The sequence below is a fragment of the Nonomuraea sediminis genome (assembly GCF_018531495.1).
GTDB lineage: Bacteria > Actinomycetota > Actinomycetes > Streptosporangiales > Streptosporangiaceae > Nonomuraea > Nonomuraea sediminis.
Window position 1 is genome coordinate 1 of record NZ_JAHDTI010000012.1, and the last position, 12,870, is coordinate 12,870.

The window sequence follows — 12,870 nt, forward strand, 5'->3', positions numbered from 1 at the left end:
TCGATCCCGTTACGCCCGAGCCAGTCGCGGAGCATGTCCCACTCTTTTTGCACGCTGTAGAGCGCGTCCACGCAGGCCGTCTCCAAGTTGGTGCCGGAGTTGTTGCCCCACACGTCGTCCGGCCCGGTGTAGGGCGAGCCGTTCTGCCCGCCGCACTGGATGCCTGGCCTGGAGGTGTCCACCATGCGGTAGGTGGAGCCCGACTGGCTGGTGGAGATCGTGGAGCTCGGGTAGTAGTAGCCGTTGCCGGTGCCCTCGCGCACCTCGTCGTAGGAGTCGGCCACCTTGCCCGTGCGGGCGTCGACGAACACGTGCTGCTTGCTCGGCGTGCCGCCCTTGGCCAGGCCGGTGACCACGCTCTCCCACGCGAGCCTGGGCCGCTGGCCCCAGGCGAGCACGACCAGCCTCGGCGCGGCGCTGTCATCGACCCGGGTGAGCCTGCCCCTGGCCACCTGCGCCGCGCTGTCGGCGCTCACCTTCGGCTGGATGCCCAGACTCGGGGAGGCCGGCCCTGAGGCCGCGCTGGTGTCACGCACGTGACCCTGGGAGTCGGTGACGACGACCGCGTCGCCGCCGACCACCGGCAGGCCCTTGAAGGTGCGCTCGTAGGCGACGTAGAACATGCCGCTGGCGCCGGCCGTCACGGCTCGGCGCCAGTAGGTCTCCTCGGGTCCCTTGCGTAACTGGTCCAGGCCGCTGGAGACCGCCTGGTCGGCCGCGGCCACGGCGCGGCTTTCCGGGTCGGCGGCAAGGCTGTTGTGCGGGTTCGCGCCGGGGGGTGCGGCGGCGGCCGGTGGGCTCACCAGGGCGGCCGTGACGGCCAGTCCGGCGGCTGCCGCGAGAACGGATCTGCGTCTCACGCCAGGTCCTTTCGTACGGGGGGATGGCGGCTTGACACTAGATCCGGACTCGCTGAAAGAACATCCGTATCGATATCGGTGTACGTACGGAAATATGTCTCTACGTACGGCAGGCGCCCGCGTTAACGGACGGCCGCGGGTGAGGAGGCGTTCCTGGCCACGAGCTGGGGTTGAGACCGAGGCCTACACGGGCAGCCGTCCACACTCCCCAATGTCTGAGGTGTTGCACGCGGAGATACTGGACTCTAGGCAGGTTGAGACTCCGGCGATGATGGCAGCCGCAGCACTGTCGCCTGTTCAGGCAGCCCCGTGGGTGGGTGAGACCGTTCGGCAACTTGGGTGCAGTCGACATCACCACCGGAGAACTTCGCATCGGCGAACGAGACTCTGCTACCGGAGAAGATAGCGTCTGCGAAGATGACGCTCGCGCCGGAGAAGACGAGGTCGTCGCCACCGTGGAACGGCTCGTGGACTCAATGCGGCACGCGCGGTAACTCGACGAATTGCTGGACGAGTTGGAGGAGAGGCGCGGGCGACCGGGGGCACGCCGGCTCGTGTTGCCCGCGTCAGGGCAGCAGCCGTCGCTCCTTGGCCACCGCCACTGCGCCCGCCCGGGTCTCCACCCCCAACTTGCCGTAAATCCTCCCGAGATGGGTCTTCACCGTCGCCTCGCTGATGAACAGAGCCCGCCCGATCGCGCGATTGCTCAGGCCGCGGGCGAGGTGGCCGAGGATCTCGTGCTCACGTTCGGAGAGGGAGGGGCGCGGGCTGCGCATTCGGGCCAGGAGGCGGTCGGCCACGGGGGCCGACAGGGCCGTACGGCCGGACGCCGCGCTGTGGATCGCCGTGAAGAGCTCGTCCGGACGTGCCGCCTTCAGCAGATACCCTGTGGCGCCCGCCTCGATCGCGCGCGTGATGTCGGCGTCGGTGTCGAACATGGTCAGCACCAGGACGCGCGGCCCCTCACCCTCGGTCAGCTTCCTCGTGGCCGTCACGCCGTCCATTCCGTCGCCGAGTTGAAGGTCCATCAGCACGACGTCCGGGTGGGTGCGGGCGGCCATGGCGAGTGCCTCATCGCCGCTGCCGGCCTCGCCCACCACCTCGATGCCGTCGGCGCTCGACAGCAGGGCGCGCAGCCCGGCTCGTACGACAGCGTGGTCGTCGCAGAGAAGGAGACGGATCGGCGTGTTCATGCGACCGGCGCCTTGTGAGGGGCGGGCACCAGAAGGATTGCGACCGATACGACCGTGCCTTCGCCCGGCGTGGATTCCACCGTGAGTGTGCCACCGGACTGCCTGGCCCGGATGCGCATGGCCGGCAGCCCGTGGCCGCGTGCCCGGCCTGCGGCCACGGTCGGCAGGGCGGCCACGTCGAAACCCCGGCCGTTGTCGGCGACGTCCAGCGAGATCTGGTCGTCCAGACAGGTCAGGGTGAGCGCGGCGCGAGTCGCGGTGGCGTGTTCGCGTACGTTGGCCAGCGCGCCTTGGGCGATGCGCAGCAGCGTCGCTTCGGTGTGTTCCGGGAGAGGGGGCGGGTCGCCGTCGAGCCGGAACTCCACCGCCAGGCCCAGGCCGCTCTCCCGCTCGGCGAGCGCGCCCAGGGCTTCGGGGAGGGAAAGCTCGGTGAGGTCGGCCGGCGCCAGGTCGTGCACGAAACGGCGGGCCTCGGCGAGGCTGCGCGAGGTAATCCCGGACGCCTTCCGGATGTGCTCGCGGGCGGTGTTCGGGTCCGTCTGCCACACGCGCTCCGCGGCCTGCAGCAGCATCTGCTGGCTGGACAGGCCCTGCGTGAGGGTGTCGTGGATCTCACTGGACAGCCGCTGCCGCTCCGCCAGGACACCCGCCCGCCGCTCGGTGGCCGCCAGGTCACGGCGGGCGCGGACCAGGTCGTCGATCAGCGCGCGCTGCCGGGCCGCCTGCCGCTGGAGATACACCAGCGCGGCGGTGGCGGCCGCGGCGACGGCGATCGGGGCGACGACCATGTTGGGGTTGAGCGTCCCGGCGGCCATGCGTATCTCGGAGGCGACGACCAGAGCGGTGAGTACGGCGGCCAGCGCCACCGCGATCCGTGAGGGCAGCGCGTGCACACCGGCGAACAGCAGAGGCATCGCACACCAGGTGGCGCTCGGCGCGAGTGCGACGAGAAAGATCCAGACGACGGATACAGAGGCCAGCCAGGCCAGATGGCGGGCGGTGGGCGCGGAGCCCGGTCGCGGCCCTGGAGCCAGGAAGTGCCCGAGGATGTAGAACAGGCAGAAGACCACGAACAGTGCAACCACCAAGCCGGTCAGCGCCCCGCCCTGACCGCGGATCAGGAAGCGGGCGAACGAGGAGCCGAGCAGCAGGAAGAACGCGACGTGCACGGTCGTGACCAGCCAGCGTTCGTCCGGGTCGGTGTGGTCCATCCTCCATGCCTAGCGTGACGGACACGGGACCGCATCATCCGATCGGCTGACATCGGGGTCACCTGAACCACCCCCGAACCTGCTCCAGTTGACCGAACCGGACGCCCTGCCCGCGCCCCGAGGCTGGTAGCAAGGATCCGGCCACCTCGGAAAGGCACCGAACTGCATGCCCGCCAAGAACCTCATCGCCGACCGCTCCACCTTCCGCCACCGCCTCGCCTACGCCCTGCGCCACCCCGCCCGGGTGCCCCGCCATCTGGCTCGCGCCACCCGGGACGCCTGGCTGCGCTACCGTCACCCCGACCACATCTCCTATTACCGCGCTGTGATGCGCTCCGACACCCGCGCGGATCCAGACGCGGCAGTCGGCAGCCGCACCCGGGAGCGCTGGCTGGCGCTCGGCGCGATGCAGTTCGACTACCTCCTCGGCCATGGTCTGCGCCCCGAGCACCGCATGCTGGAGATCGGGTGCGGCAACCTGCGTGGCGGCTGGCGGTTCATCCGGCACCTGGAGCCTGGCCACTACTACGGCATCGACATCTCGCCGGACATCCTCTTCGCTGCGCAGGACACGATCGTGGAGATGGGTCTGGAGAAGCGGCTCCCCATGCTGACGCCCGTGCGCGACCTCACCCTGCGGTTCCTGCCCGACGCCCACTTCAACGTCGTCCACGCGCACAGTGTCTTCTCGCACTCGCCGCTCCCGGTCATCGAGGAGTGCCTGGCCAGCGTCGGCCGGGTGCTCGCGCCGGGCGGCTGGTTCGACTTCACCTACGACCGTACAGAGGGAGAGGAACACCACGTCCTGCGGGAGGACTTCTACTACCGCACCGAGACGCTGGTCGCCCTCGCCGAGAAGCACGGCCTGACCGCACAGTTCATGACAGACTGGGAGGAACTCCCGCACGGCCAGTCCAAGCTCCGGGTCACCAACCGGCGTGAGTACTCCAGTGACACATCGCGATCTTGAAGCGTTGGGGTCGTATGGTGGCGGCCACCGCGTGATCATTCGGAGTTTGTGAGGACAACCAAAGATCGTGTGGTGGCCGCGAGCCACAGCGGAGACCCTGACGGCTGGATAGTCATCTTCAACGAGCTGATGGCCCGGATCGCCGGCCGGTTCGACCGCGTCGAACCGCGCCGCACCGCCAGTGCTCATGTCCGCGGGCTGCTGGCCGACATCGACCGCAAGAACTGCTGGAACCTGGCCGAACACGCCGCCGCGAGCGGCCCGCAAACCCTGCAGCGGCTGCCGCGCACCGCCCGCTGGGACGCCGACGCCGTGCGCGATGACGTCCGTGGCCGCCGCCGGCTTCGTCAATTACCCGACCGAGTGGTGGCACTGGTCCTTCGGCGAGCGCTACTGGGCCTTCACCACGAACGCCCGCCACGCGCTGTACGGCCCTCAGGAGTGGTCGTCCCGCACTCGCTGACCCAGGTCGAGGGGGCGGGTCTTCGGCCTCGGGTAGTAGCGCATGACCTCCGGGCTGCCCAGGAGGGCCGCATGTCGTCGAGGTCGCCAGCGGTCAGTTCGCGGAAGCGGAGTCACGGGGCAGGTGGTTCACCATAGGCCTTTCGCCGGGGGCGCGGTACGAGGGTCGCAGACGGCGACGGCGACGGTGGTGTCGCTCTGGCCGTAGTAGGCGAGCCATCGCCCCTCGAAGTGCACCAGGCCCTCGACGAAGGTGACGTTCGCGACCAGGCCGTGGGTGTCCTCGTAGGTCGTCGGCCGCAGCCACGGCTCCGGGGTGCGGGCCACGACGGTCGCCGGGTCGGCGAGGGAGACGGCGATCTGGCCGCATCGGTAGTCGACGTCCTTCGGCGAAGAGGCGGTCGCGCCGTTGGTCAGGAAGACCAGCAGGCCGTCGGGAGTGAGCACCGGGGGAGCGCCGATCTCGACGAGGGAGGCGTCCCACTGGCCGGGGGTGGGGGAGTGCATGGGGTGCTCGTCGTCCGCGACCGGGGTCCAGCGCAGCAGGTCGGTGGAGGTGGCCGCGTGGACGGTGCCCTCGCCGAACCACATCCAGTACCGGCCGCCGATCGGCTCGTCGTGGATCACGCCGGCCTTGCTCCACGGCTGGTCAGGGCCGTACGGCAGGGTCTTCCAGGTGTTGAAGCCGGGGAAGAGCGGTCCGTGCTTGGTCCAGGAACGCAGGTCGGGTGAGGTGGCCAGGCACAGCTGCGCCCGCGTCCCGTCGAACCCGGTGTACGTCAGGTAGTACGTGCCCGCCACCAGCGCGACGCGTGGGTCCTCGCAGCCGGCCCGCTCGTAGTCGTGCTCGGGCACGAGTACCGGGTCGTCCTCGCGGTCGAACCGGACGCCGTCCTCGCTCCAGGCGAGCCCGATCCGGGAGACGCGGTCGGCGGCGTGCGCGCGGTAGAGCAGCGCGACCCGGTCGCCGGCGACGATCGCGGCCGGGTTGTAGACGTTCGCCGACTCCCAGCCGTCGCCGCGCGGGCGCAGGACCGGGTTGGCGGGGTGCGGCTCGAACGGGCCGAGCGGGAAGGAGGCGGTCATGAGGGCGTCCCGGGGTCGAGGAGGGCCTGGGTGATCTTCTGCAGCGGCGGCGCCGCGTTGGACAGGAGCTGGATCATGCCGAGCGGCCGTGCCATTCGCCCCGATCGAGCAGCAGTTGAGCGAACCGCGCGTAGTCGCCGATCGTCGAGACCAGCCCCATCCCGCTCATCGCGGCGGCGGGCAGGGCACTCCAGTCGGGGGCGAGCGGGTTCGGCACCGGCAGCAGCGGGCCGCCTGTGAAGTACAGCGCGGCGCTTGCCGGGCGGGGTGTGGAACGCGGTGTCGGTCATGCCGAGCGGCTCGACGATGTGCTCGCGGAAGAAGTCCGGCAGCGACTGACCGCTGAGGCGTTCGACGATCGCGCCCTGCAGGTCCATGGAGATGCTGTAGCGCCGGCTCGTACCCGGCTGGTAGGCGAGCGGGAGCCGGCTCACGCGGGCGACCAGGTCGTCGAGGTCGCGGGCGCGCAGCGGCCGCTCCTTCCGGTAGAGCGGCCTGAGAGGGTCGGACCTGTCCCGTCCGTACGTGAAACCCGCGGTGTGCGTCATGAGCTCGCGCATGGTCGGCGGGTGGACGGGGTCGGCCAGAATCGGCGCGCCGCGGTCGTCGAAGCCGGTGACGACGCGGAGGTTCCGGAGCTCGGGCAGGTGGTCGGCGACGGCGTCGTCCGGACGCCACAGGCCGCGGTCGGCGAGGATGCCCATGGCCAGGCCGGTGACCGGTTTCGTCATCGAGAAGATGCGGAAGATCGTGTCGGTGCGGATCGGGGTGCGCGGGAAGCGGCGGTCGAGCCCCATCGCGCTGGTGCGTACGATCTTGCCGTCGCGATGACGCCCTCGTCGATCTTCCGCCGTACGGCGGCGTCGACCCGGTCCAGGCCCTCCGGCGAGAGGCCGACCTCCTCGGGCGCGGCGACTCCGACCGGTCACGCGCCCTCCCCGGGCGTCCGCGTCGGTGCGAGCGAGCCCAGCCACGCCAGCGACGGCTTCGGCAGCCGGGCGAAGGTGGCGCGGTCCACGGCGACCAGGCCGAACGTCGGCCCCCAGTGCCCCCACTCCCAGTTGTCCAGCAGGCTCCAGTGGAAGTAGCCGCGGACGTCGGCGCCGTCGTCCATCGCGGCGCGCAGCGACTCCAGCGCGCCCGTCGTGTACACGATCCTGCGGGCGTCGTCGGCGGTCGCGACCCCGTTCTCCGTGACGACGATCGGCACGTCGGGCAGCACGCGGGCCACCCGGCGCACCGCACCGCCCAGCGCGGCCGGGGTGAACTCCCAGCCGGTCTGCGTGCGCTCGGTCGCCCTGTTCCCGGCCACCGAGCCGTCCGCGAGCACCCGTGCGCCGGTGTACGTCTGCACGCCGACGAAGTCGTCCCCGGCGCTCGCGCGCAGGAACATCTGGTCGCGCGGCTCGGCGTACGCCTCCAGCGCCGCCTCGGCGCCCGGCTCGGCCTGGTAGTCCTGGACCGAGACGCCCCAGCCGACCCGCAGGCCGGGATGGTTCGCGCGCAGCCGGGCGACCGTGGCCCGGTGGACCGCGATCATGGCCTCGGCGGTGGCCTCGTCCGGTACGGGCAGGCCGCGGGCCAGCCCGCCGGAGGCGGCCAGCTTCGGGAAGACGGCGACGATGTTGGGCTCGTTGATCGTCTCCACGTACGCGACGCCGGCGTCGAGGACGGGGGCGAGCGCGTCGACATACCGCAGGAACCGGTCGGAGGCGTCGGGGCGCAGCCAGCCGCCGCCGGCGGCGAACCACAACGGCAGCGTGAAGTGGTGCAGCGTCGCCATCGGCCGCAGCCCGCGCGCCACCGCGCCCTCCACCACGCGCCGGTAGTGCGCGACGGCCGCCGGCGACACGTGGCCGTCGGCGGGCTCGATCCGGGACCACTCGACGCCGAACCGGTAGTCGGTGAACCCGGCTCCGGCGGCGAGGTCGAGGTCCTCCGGCCAGCGGTGGTAACTGTCCACGGCGTCGCCGCAGCGCTCGGCGACGTTCGTGCCGGGCCGGTTCTCGCGGTACCACCAGTCGCTGGCGACGTTGCCGCCCTCGGTCTGGTGCGCGCCGGTCGCGACACCCCACAGGAAGCCGGACGGGAAACGGGTCATCGAACACTCCTGATTCCGAGGACGACGGCGGCCGCCGCCACCGCCAGGACGAGGGCGGCCACGAAGACTGCCAGATAGCCGACCGCCCCGGCGAGCGCGCCGCCCACGACGGGCGCGACGACGCCGGGCAGGGTCGAGCCGATGCTCAGCACCCCGAGGTCGCGGGCGGCGGTCTCGCGATCGGGCAGCACCGCGACCATCAGCGCCTGATCGACCGACAGGTACGCTCCCAGCGTCACCCCCACGATCGCGAAGAAGACCAGGTCGGTGGCCAGGCTGGGCGCGGCGAGCAGCGGGACGAGACCGGCCGCCAGCAGCACCGGCGCGCCCCCGACCACGGGCTTCAGCCGCCCCAGCCGGTCGCTCAGCACGCCCGCGACGACCACCGAGACGGCCGACAGCGCGCCCACGAGCAACGTCGCGAGACCGACGACCCGGCCCGCCTCCTCGATGGGCAGCCGCAGGTAGTCGGTGAGCAGGTAGAGCTGGAACACAGTGATCATCAGGATCGCCAGGATGAACAGGAACCGCCCGGCGAAGGCGAGCCAGAAGTCACGGGACGAGGGCGGCAGCAGGTCGCGCGGCACGATCCGGCCGCCCGGGGGCCGCGGCTCGTCCCGGTTGTCCCGGCCGGGCACGGCGAGCGCGACCACGACCGCGGCCACCACCATGATCCACGGTACGACGATCAGCCCGCGTACGGGCGAGGTCACCAACGCGCCGGCCACGATCCCGCCCGCGGTCTGCCCGAGCAGGAAGCCGAACCCAGCGAACGACGACGCCCGGCCCACCGCCCTGGCCGACACGTGGTCGGGGATCAGCGCCGACAGCGCGGCCGTCCAGGCGCCGACGCCGAGCTGGAACACCGCGTTGCAGACCCCGATCAGCACGAGGTCGGTGGTGAGCCCGGCCGCGGTCAGGGCCGCCGCCGAGAGCAGGGCGGACCCGAGCAGCCAGGGCGAGCGCCGGCCCAGGCGGCTGCGCGTGCGGTCGGACAGCAGCCCGCCGAGCACGGTGCCGATCGCGCTGGTCACCGCCCCCGCCACCGAGTACGCGGTGAAGACCGCCACCTTGTGCTCCGGCGCGGCGGTGGCCAGCAACGCGGCGAGCAGGGTGCCGCTCGCCGCACCCGGCAGCGCCCAGGCGAGCTGGCCGAGCAGCAGGAACGGCCCGAGTCTGCCGAGCGGCACCTCGGCACGGGCGACGGTACGGGTCTCGGCCATCGGCGATCTCCTAGCGCGGGGGGCGTGCCGACACGCTAGCACCAAAACCCAGTGATACTGTGTTTTTGATGGCTAGTACTGTCGGGTCCATGGCCCAGACCACTCGCCGCGGCCCGTACGCCAAGGGGATCGCCAAGCGGCAGCAGATCCTGAAGGAGGCGCTCGCCGCCTACGCCGACAGCGACAGCGCCGGGCCGTCCCTGCGGGCGATCGCGCAACGTGCCGAGCTGAGCGAGCGTGGCCTGCTGCACTACTTCCCGGCCCGCGACGAGCTGTTCGTGGCGATCCTCGCCGAGCGCGACGCCGCCGACCGGGCCACCTTCGACCCCGACGGGCCCGTCGACGACCTCGCCGCGGTGACCGCCCACACCGCCAAGACGCCGGGCCTGGTCCGGCTGTTCCTGGAGATGACCGCGGCCGCCCCTGACCCCGGCCACGCGGCCCACCGGTTCTTCACCCGCCGTTACCCCGAACTGCGCGACCTCCTCACCCGCAAGTTCCGGCGCTCGGCCGAGACGCGGCCCGGCGCGCCCGCGCCGCGGGTCGATCCCGCGTTCGCGGCGCGCATCCTGATCGCCGCCTCCGACGGCCTCCAGGCCCAGTGGCTGCTCGACCCCGACGTCGACCTGGAGGGTGACCTCGACCGCCTGGCCCAGCTCCTCCAGGCGGCGACGGCCGCCGCCGCCCAGTAGGTCCCGCCATGCGACGTGGAGCACCGCGTCGCAGCGCCGTGGCGATGAACGAGTACGGGTCGGACACAGCGGCCATGATCGCGCCGACGCTGGGGAACTCGACGTCCATGTCGCCCATGCCCATCGAGACGGGACGCCGCTGGAGGGTGCAGGTTGTGCGCGAACACGAGGGTCGGGCCGCGGTGCCGCTCGACGCCGCGGATCGCCGGCAGGTTCACGGCCATCAGCGCGTCGCGCACGCGCGCGGCGGGCGCACGGTGTGGGGCTCGAATACTCGGTTCATGCGGTGACCAAATATTTGAGCCCCACAGGTTACTGAACGTCAACCGCGACACCCCAGGAGTAGGGCCCGTGATGCGAGGGTGCATCACAGTGGGAGTTCTGTCGAGGCGTTCCGCGGTTGCACGATGAGTAACTCCAGTCCGTCTTCGGGAGGACGATCAGCGCAGCCACAGTGGTGAGTGCGGTGGCGGCGGGTTCGTAGCAGAGGGCGGGTCGCATCAACCATGACCTCGGCCGTCCAGCGCGACGACCTTTCGCCGCTGGAGGAGGCCCAGGCGATCAAGGACATGATCGCCGAGGAGGACATCACCCAGAAGGCAACGGGGATGGTGCTGCGGCAGGCCCTGCGCGAGTACGAGCAGTTCTACAACCGGCACCGAGCCCATCAAGCTCTCGCGCCGTCCCGGATTTGATCACTGATCCCAAGCTTGACCATCCGCCGGCGAGACCGGCTCGGCGGAGTCCTCCACGAGTACTCACATGCCGCTTGAACTGCATGGATGGAATTTTCGGCAGGCGCAGACCCACTGCTCGGTGGGTGCGCTCCGAGCCCACGACCTGGGCGTCCCGCTCCGCCCAAGCGGCGGCGCCAGCACCCGCAGATCAATGGACGCCGAGGCTGATTCCACAAGTGCCGTCTTTCCGCCGGACGCCGAGGAAATTCCACCCAGCACGGAACGATCAAGGTGACACGGAGCGCGGAACCGCCAAAACGTCCAGCTCACAGAGCCAGCATGCGACACCGAAACACGGAACCTACATACGTGTGGGATCCGATTCTCGCTGTCATTTTCCGAGGGCTCGCACCGGGCTCGCCGTCGCCGTGAAGCCACAGGTTAGACGCGAAGACGCGGCGTGCGGAGTGCGGGTGTTGGCGGTGCGGCTCGCTTCGTTGGTGCACGGCCAGGGCGATCGCGCTTCGGGCCCGCACTCATTGGCATCGCCCGCGAGAGGGGTGTCCCGGCCTACTCGAGGCGATGGGGCTAACCGTTGGCCCGCGACTCGCTACCATGCGGCGGCGCACCGCATCGCGCTGCGGGTGAGGTCTCGTAGCCAGGCGTGGGCCCGGTCGTTCTCGTAGCGCTGATGCCAGGACAGGTACAGCGGGATCGGCGGCATCTCGAGGGGGAGCGGGAGGACCCGGAGGCCTAGGTCGGCCACGGCGGAGCGGGCGACGAGCTCGGGCACGGTGACGACGAGGTCGCTGTCGCGGATGAGTTGGAGCGCGGTGGTCCCGGTGGGCGCCGTCGCCACCACCCGGCGGCTCAGGCCGAGTCGGGCAAGTGCCTCGTCCACCGTATCGCTGAGCCGCCCCCGCCGCGAGACCGTGATGTGGTCGGCGACGGACGCATACCGTTCGGCAGTGAGCTCGCTGTGGGTGAGCGGGTGGCCGGGACGCACCGCCAGCGCGAGACGGTCCTCGGCCACCTGCTCATACCGGATCTCAGGGGACGTCGGCTGGTTCGCGTTGAATTCGAGGTCGACTTCACCGCGCCGCAACTCGGGCGTGTCCGTCATGGACTCGGCGACGAATCGCAGCATTACACCCGGAGCCTGCTCGCGCACGGCCGCGAGTAGGGCGGGGCCGCATGTGCCGACGATGGAGTCGTGCCAGCGCAATGTGAAGGTGCGTTCGAGCGTCGACAGGTCGAGCGCGTGCGAGGGTGAGAGCACCAGGTGCGCCTGTTGCAAGAGCTCGTGGACGTGCGAACGCACGGAGATCGCGTAGGGCGTCGGAGTCATCGTACGGCCGGTGCGTACCAGGATCTGATCTCCCGTCGCGCGCCGGATCCGGCCCAGGGTGCGGCTCATCGCAGGCGATGTGACGTGCAGCCGGTCGGCGGCTCCGGCCACGCTGCCCTCCTCCAGCAGGGCGTCCAGGGCGGCGAGCAGGTTCAAATCCAATTGCATACGAGTAATCCTATAGGTGACTTACATGCATTTGAAGTTAACTACTAAGCCTCCTACCGTCGATGCCATGAGCGAAACGAACCAGTATGTGGACACGCTCGCCCAGACCGCGATCGCCGTCCGCGCGGCCGCGGTCGGGCTGCGCGACCGCTTCTCCGCCGACACCCGCCCCGGGACGCTGGATGCCCTGATGTCGATGCTGCGAGCCAACGACGAAGTCGTGCTCGGGGACCTCAAGCCCCGACTGCTTGCAGCCCGGCCTGGCGCCGGGTGGGTCGATCAGGAACTGGAAGGCGGCTCCGTGCCGCCCGGCGAGTGGTGGGTCGTCGATCCGGCCGAGGGCAACGTCAACCACGTCCATGGCATGACGGACTGGGCGGTCACGGCCACCCTGGTGCGGGACAACCGGCCTGAGTTCACCGTTGTGCACCTGCCGCTGACCGGCGAGACCTACACCGCCCTCGCGGGCCAAGGCGCGTATCTCGACGGGCGCCCGCTGCGGGTCTCGGGCAAGACCAGCCTGGGTCTGGGCCTCGTGGGCACCAGCCAGGCCCGGCCGGGCGAGGACCCGGAGACGCTGCGCCGGATCGGTGCCTCGATCACGGCGATGCTCGGCGCCGCGCTGGTGGTGCGGGTCTCGGTTCCGGCGACGCTGCATCTGCTCAACGTGGCCGCGGGGCGGATGGACGCGTTCTGGCAGTTCGCGGGCGCGCGGGCGGATCTGCTACCCGGCGCGCTGCTGGTCGCCGAGGCGGGTGGCGTGATCACAGACGCGGACGGAAAACCGTGGACGCTGGAGAGCGAGACCTTCCTGGCCGCCGCGCCGGGTTTGCACGCAGAGGCCATCGCGACGCTGTCGAACCAGTGAAGGGATCACCA

General features: G+C 70.8%; 13 protein-coding genes and 2 pseudogenes. 7 read left to right on the forward strand and 8 right to left on the reverse strand.

Going from position 1 to position 12,870, the window contains the following annotated elements:
- The 3 genes and pseudogenes from KIK09_RS39970 to KIK09_RS39980 all read right to left on the reverse strand — a co-directional run.
- Positions 1-860 (reverse strand): annotated as a pseudogene (locus tag KIK09_RS39970) (peptidase M28); the annotation flags it as partial.
- Positions 861-1,426: 566 nt separating this feature from the next.
- A complete protein-coding gene (locus KIK09_RS39975) occupies positions 1,427-2,053 on the reverse strand; it encodes a response regulator (protein ID WP_214324704.1) in 627 nt (208 codons plus the stop codon).
- A complete protein-coding gene (locus tag KIK09_RS39980) occupies positions 2,050-3,264 on the reverse strand; it encodes a sensor histidine kinase (protein ID WP_214324705.1) in 1,215 nt (404 codons plus the stop codon). Before KIK09_RS39980 ends, KIK09_RS39975 begins: the two co-directional genes overlap by 4 nt.
- Before the next feature lie 166 nt (positions 3,265-3,430).
- Here KIK09_RS39980 and KIK09_RS39985 point away from each other — a divergent pair, with 166 nt between their 5' ends.
- The 3 genes and pseudogenes from KIK09_RS39985 to KIK09_RS58360 all read left to right on the forward strand — a co-directional run bounded on the left by KIK09_RS39985 (position 3,431) and on the right by KIK09_RS58360 (position 4,697).
- On the forward strand, positions 3,431-4,234 hold the full coding sequence (locus KIK09_RS39985) for a class I SAM-dependent methyltransferase (RefSeq protein ID WP_214324706.1): 804 nt from the start codon (positions 3,431-3,433) through the stop codon (positions 4,232-4,234).
- Between the two features lie 129 nt (positions 4,235-4,363).
- Positions 4,364-4,564 (forward strand): annotated as a pseudogene (locus tag KIK09_RS60745) (transposase); the annotation flags it as partial.
- On the forward strand, positions 4,554-4,697 hold the full coding sequence (locus tag KIK09_RS58360) for a M15 family metallopeptidase (protein ID WP_250574570.1): 144 nt from the start codon (positions 4,554-4,556) through the stop codon (positions 4,695-4,697). The pseudogene KIK09_RS60745 and the gene KIK09_RS58360, both read left to right, overlap by 11 nt.
- Before the next feature lie 128 nt (positions 4,698-4,825).
- Here the strand turns inward: KIK09_RS58360 and KIK09_RS39995 are convergent, their stop codons facing one another.
- From KIK09_RS39995 to KIK09_RS40010, 4 genes are read right to left on the reverse strand one after another with little or no spacing between them, the layout of a single operon-like run.
- Positions 4,826-5,782, reverse strand: a complete 957-nt coding sequence (locus tag KIK09_RS39995) for a glycoside hydrolase family 130 protein (RefSeq protein ID WP_214324708.1) — start codon at positions 5,780-5,782, stop codon at positions 4,826-4,828.
- Positions 5,779-6,756, reverse strand: a complete 978-nt coding sequence (locus KIK09_RS40000; RefSeq protein ID WP_308164604.1) for a serine hydrolase domain-containing protein — start codon at positions 6,754-6,756, stop codon at positions 5,779-5,781. The genes KIK09_RS39995 and KIK09_RS40000 overlap by 4 nt, the downstream gene beginning before the upstream one ends.
- Complete coding sequence (locus KIK09_RS40005; protein ID WP_214324710.1) at positions 6,708-7,883, reverse strand: glycoside hydrolase family 1 protein; 1,176 nt, start codon at positions 7,881-7,883, stop codon at positions 6,708-6,710. Before KIK09_RS40005 ends, KIK09_RS40000 begins: the two co-directional genes overlap by 49 nt.
- Positions 7,880-9,106, reverse strand: coding sequence for an MFS transporter (locus tag KIK09_RS40010; RefSeq protein WP_214324711.1), 1,227 nt, complete (start codon positions 9,104-9,106; stop codon positions 7,880-7,882). Before KIK09_RS40010 ends, KIK09_RS40005 begins: the two co-directional genes overlap by 4 nt.
- An 89-nt stretch (positions 9,107-9,195) precedes the next feature.
- Between KIK09_RS40010 and KIK09_RS40015 the strand changes: the two genes are divergently transcribed.
- The 3 genes from KIK09_RS40015 to KIK09_RS40025 all read left to right on the forward strand — a co-directional run bounded on the left by KIK09_RS40015 (position 9,196) and on the right by KIK09_RS40025 (position 10,493).
- Positions 9,196-9,798: a TetR/AcrR family transcriptional regulator gene (locus KIK09_RS40015; protein ID WP_214324712.1), complete on the forward strand. Its 603-nt coding sequence runs from the start codon at positions 9,196-9,198 to the stop codon at positions 9,796-9,798.
- Between the two features lie 44 nt (positions 9,799-9,842).
- Positions 9,843-10,088, forward strand: a complete 246-nt coding sequence (locus tag KIK09_RS40020; protein WP_214324713.1) for a hypothetical protein — start codon at positions 9,843-9,845, stop codon at positions 10,086-10,088.
- A gap of 216 nt (positions 10,089-10,304) precedes the next feature.
- Positions 10,305-10,493: a hypothetical protein gene (locus tag KIK09_RS40025; RefSeq protein ID WP_214324714.1), complete on the forward strand. Its 189-nt coding sequence runs from the start codon at positions 10,305-10,307 to the stop codon at positions 10,491-10,493.
- Between the two features lie 592 nt (positions 10,494-11,085).
- Here KIK09_RS40025 and KIK09_RS40030 read toward each other — a convergent pair.
- Positions 11,086-11,991 (reverse strand): LysR family transcriptional regulator, encoded by a 906-nt coding sequence (locus KIK09_RS40030; protein WP_214324715.1) that lies wholly within the window; start codon positions 11,989-11,991, stop codon positions 11,086-11,088.
- 67 nt (positions 11,992-12,058) lie between these two features.
- Here KIK09_RS40030 and KIK09_RS40035 point away from each other — a divergent pair, with 67 nt between their 5' ends.
- Positions 12,059-12,859: an inositol monophosphatase family protein gene (locus KIK09_RS40035; protein WP_214324716.1), complete on the forward strand. Its 801-nt coding sequence runs from the start codon at positions 12,059-12,061 to the stop codon at positions 12,857-12,859.
- Positions 12,860-12,870 lie beyond the last annotated feature (11 nt).

What these genes read in the sequence shown, in the direction of transcription:
- KIK09_RS40015 (WP_214324712.1), top strand. Translation starts at nt 9,196, where the DNA reads ATGGCCCAGACCACTCGCCGCGGCCCGTACGCCAAGGGGATCGCCAAG.
- KIK09_RS40010 (WP_214324711.1), bottom strand. Translation starts at nt 9,106, where the DNA reads ATGGCCGAGACCCGTACCGTCGCCCGTGCCGAGGTGCCGCTCGGCAGA.
- KIK09_RS40005 (WP_214324710.1), bottom strand. Translation starts at nt 7,883, where the DNA reads ATGACCCGTTTCCCGTCCGGCTTCCTGTGGGGTGTCGCGACCGGCGCG.
- KIK09_RS40030 (WP_214324715.1), bottom strand. Translation starts at nt 11,991, where the DNA reads ATGCAATTGGATTTGAACCTGCTCGCCGCCCTGGACGCCCTGCTGGAG.
- KIK09_RS40035 (WP_214324716.1), top strand. Translation starts at nt 12,059, where the DNA reads ATGAGCGAAACGAACCAGTATGTGGACACGCTCGCCCAGACCGCGATC.
- KIK09_RS39985 (WP_214324706.1), top strand. Translation starts at nt 3,431, where the DNA reads ATGCCCGCCAAGAACCTCATCGCCGACCGCTCCACCTTCCGCCACCGC.
- KIK09_RS58360 (WP_250574570.1), top strand. Translation starts at nt 4,554, where the DNA reads ATGACGTCCGTGGCCGCCGCCGGCTTCGTCAATTACCCGACCGAGTGG.
- KIK09_RS40020 (WP_214324713.1), top strand. Translation starts at nt 9,843, where the DNA reads ATGAACGAGTACGGGTCGGACACAGCGGCCATGATCGCGCCGACGCTG.
- KIK09_RS40025 (WP_214324714.1), top strand. Translation starts at nt 10,305, where the DNA reads ATGACCTCGGCCGTCCAGCGCGACGACCTTTCGCCGCTGGAGGAGGCC.
- KIK09_RS39995 (WP_214324708.1), bottom strand. Translation starts at nt 5,782, where the DNA reads ATGACCGCCTCCTTCCCGCTCGGCCCGTTCGAGCCGCACCCCGCCAAC.
- KIK09_RS39975 (WP_214324704.1), bottom strand. Translation starts at nt 2,053, where the DNA reads ATGAACACGCCGATCCGTCTCCTTCTCTGCGACGACCACGCTGTCGTA.
- KIK09_RS39980 (WP_214324705.1), bottom strand. Translation starts at nt 3,264, where the DNA reads ATGGACCACACCGACCCGGACGAACGCTGGCTGGTCACGACCGTGCAC.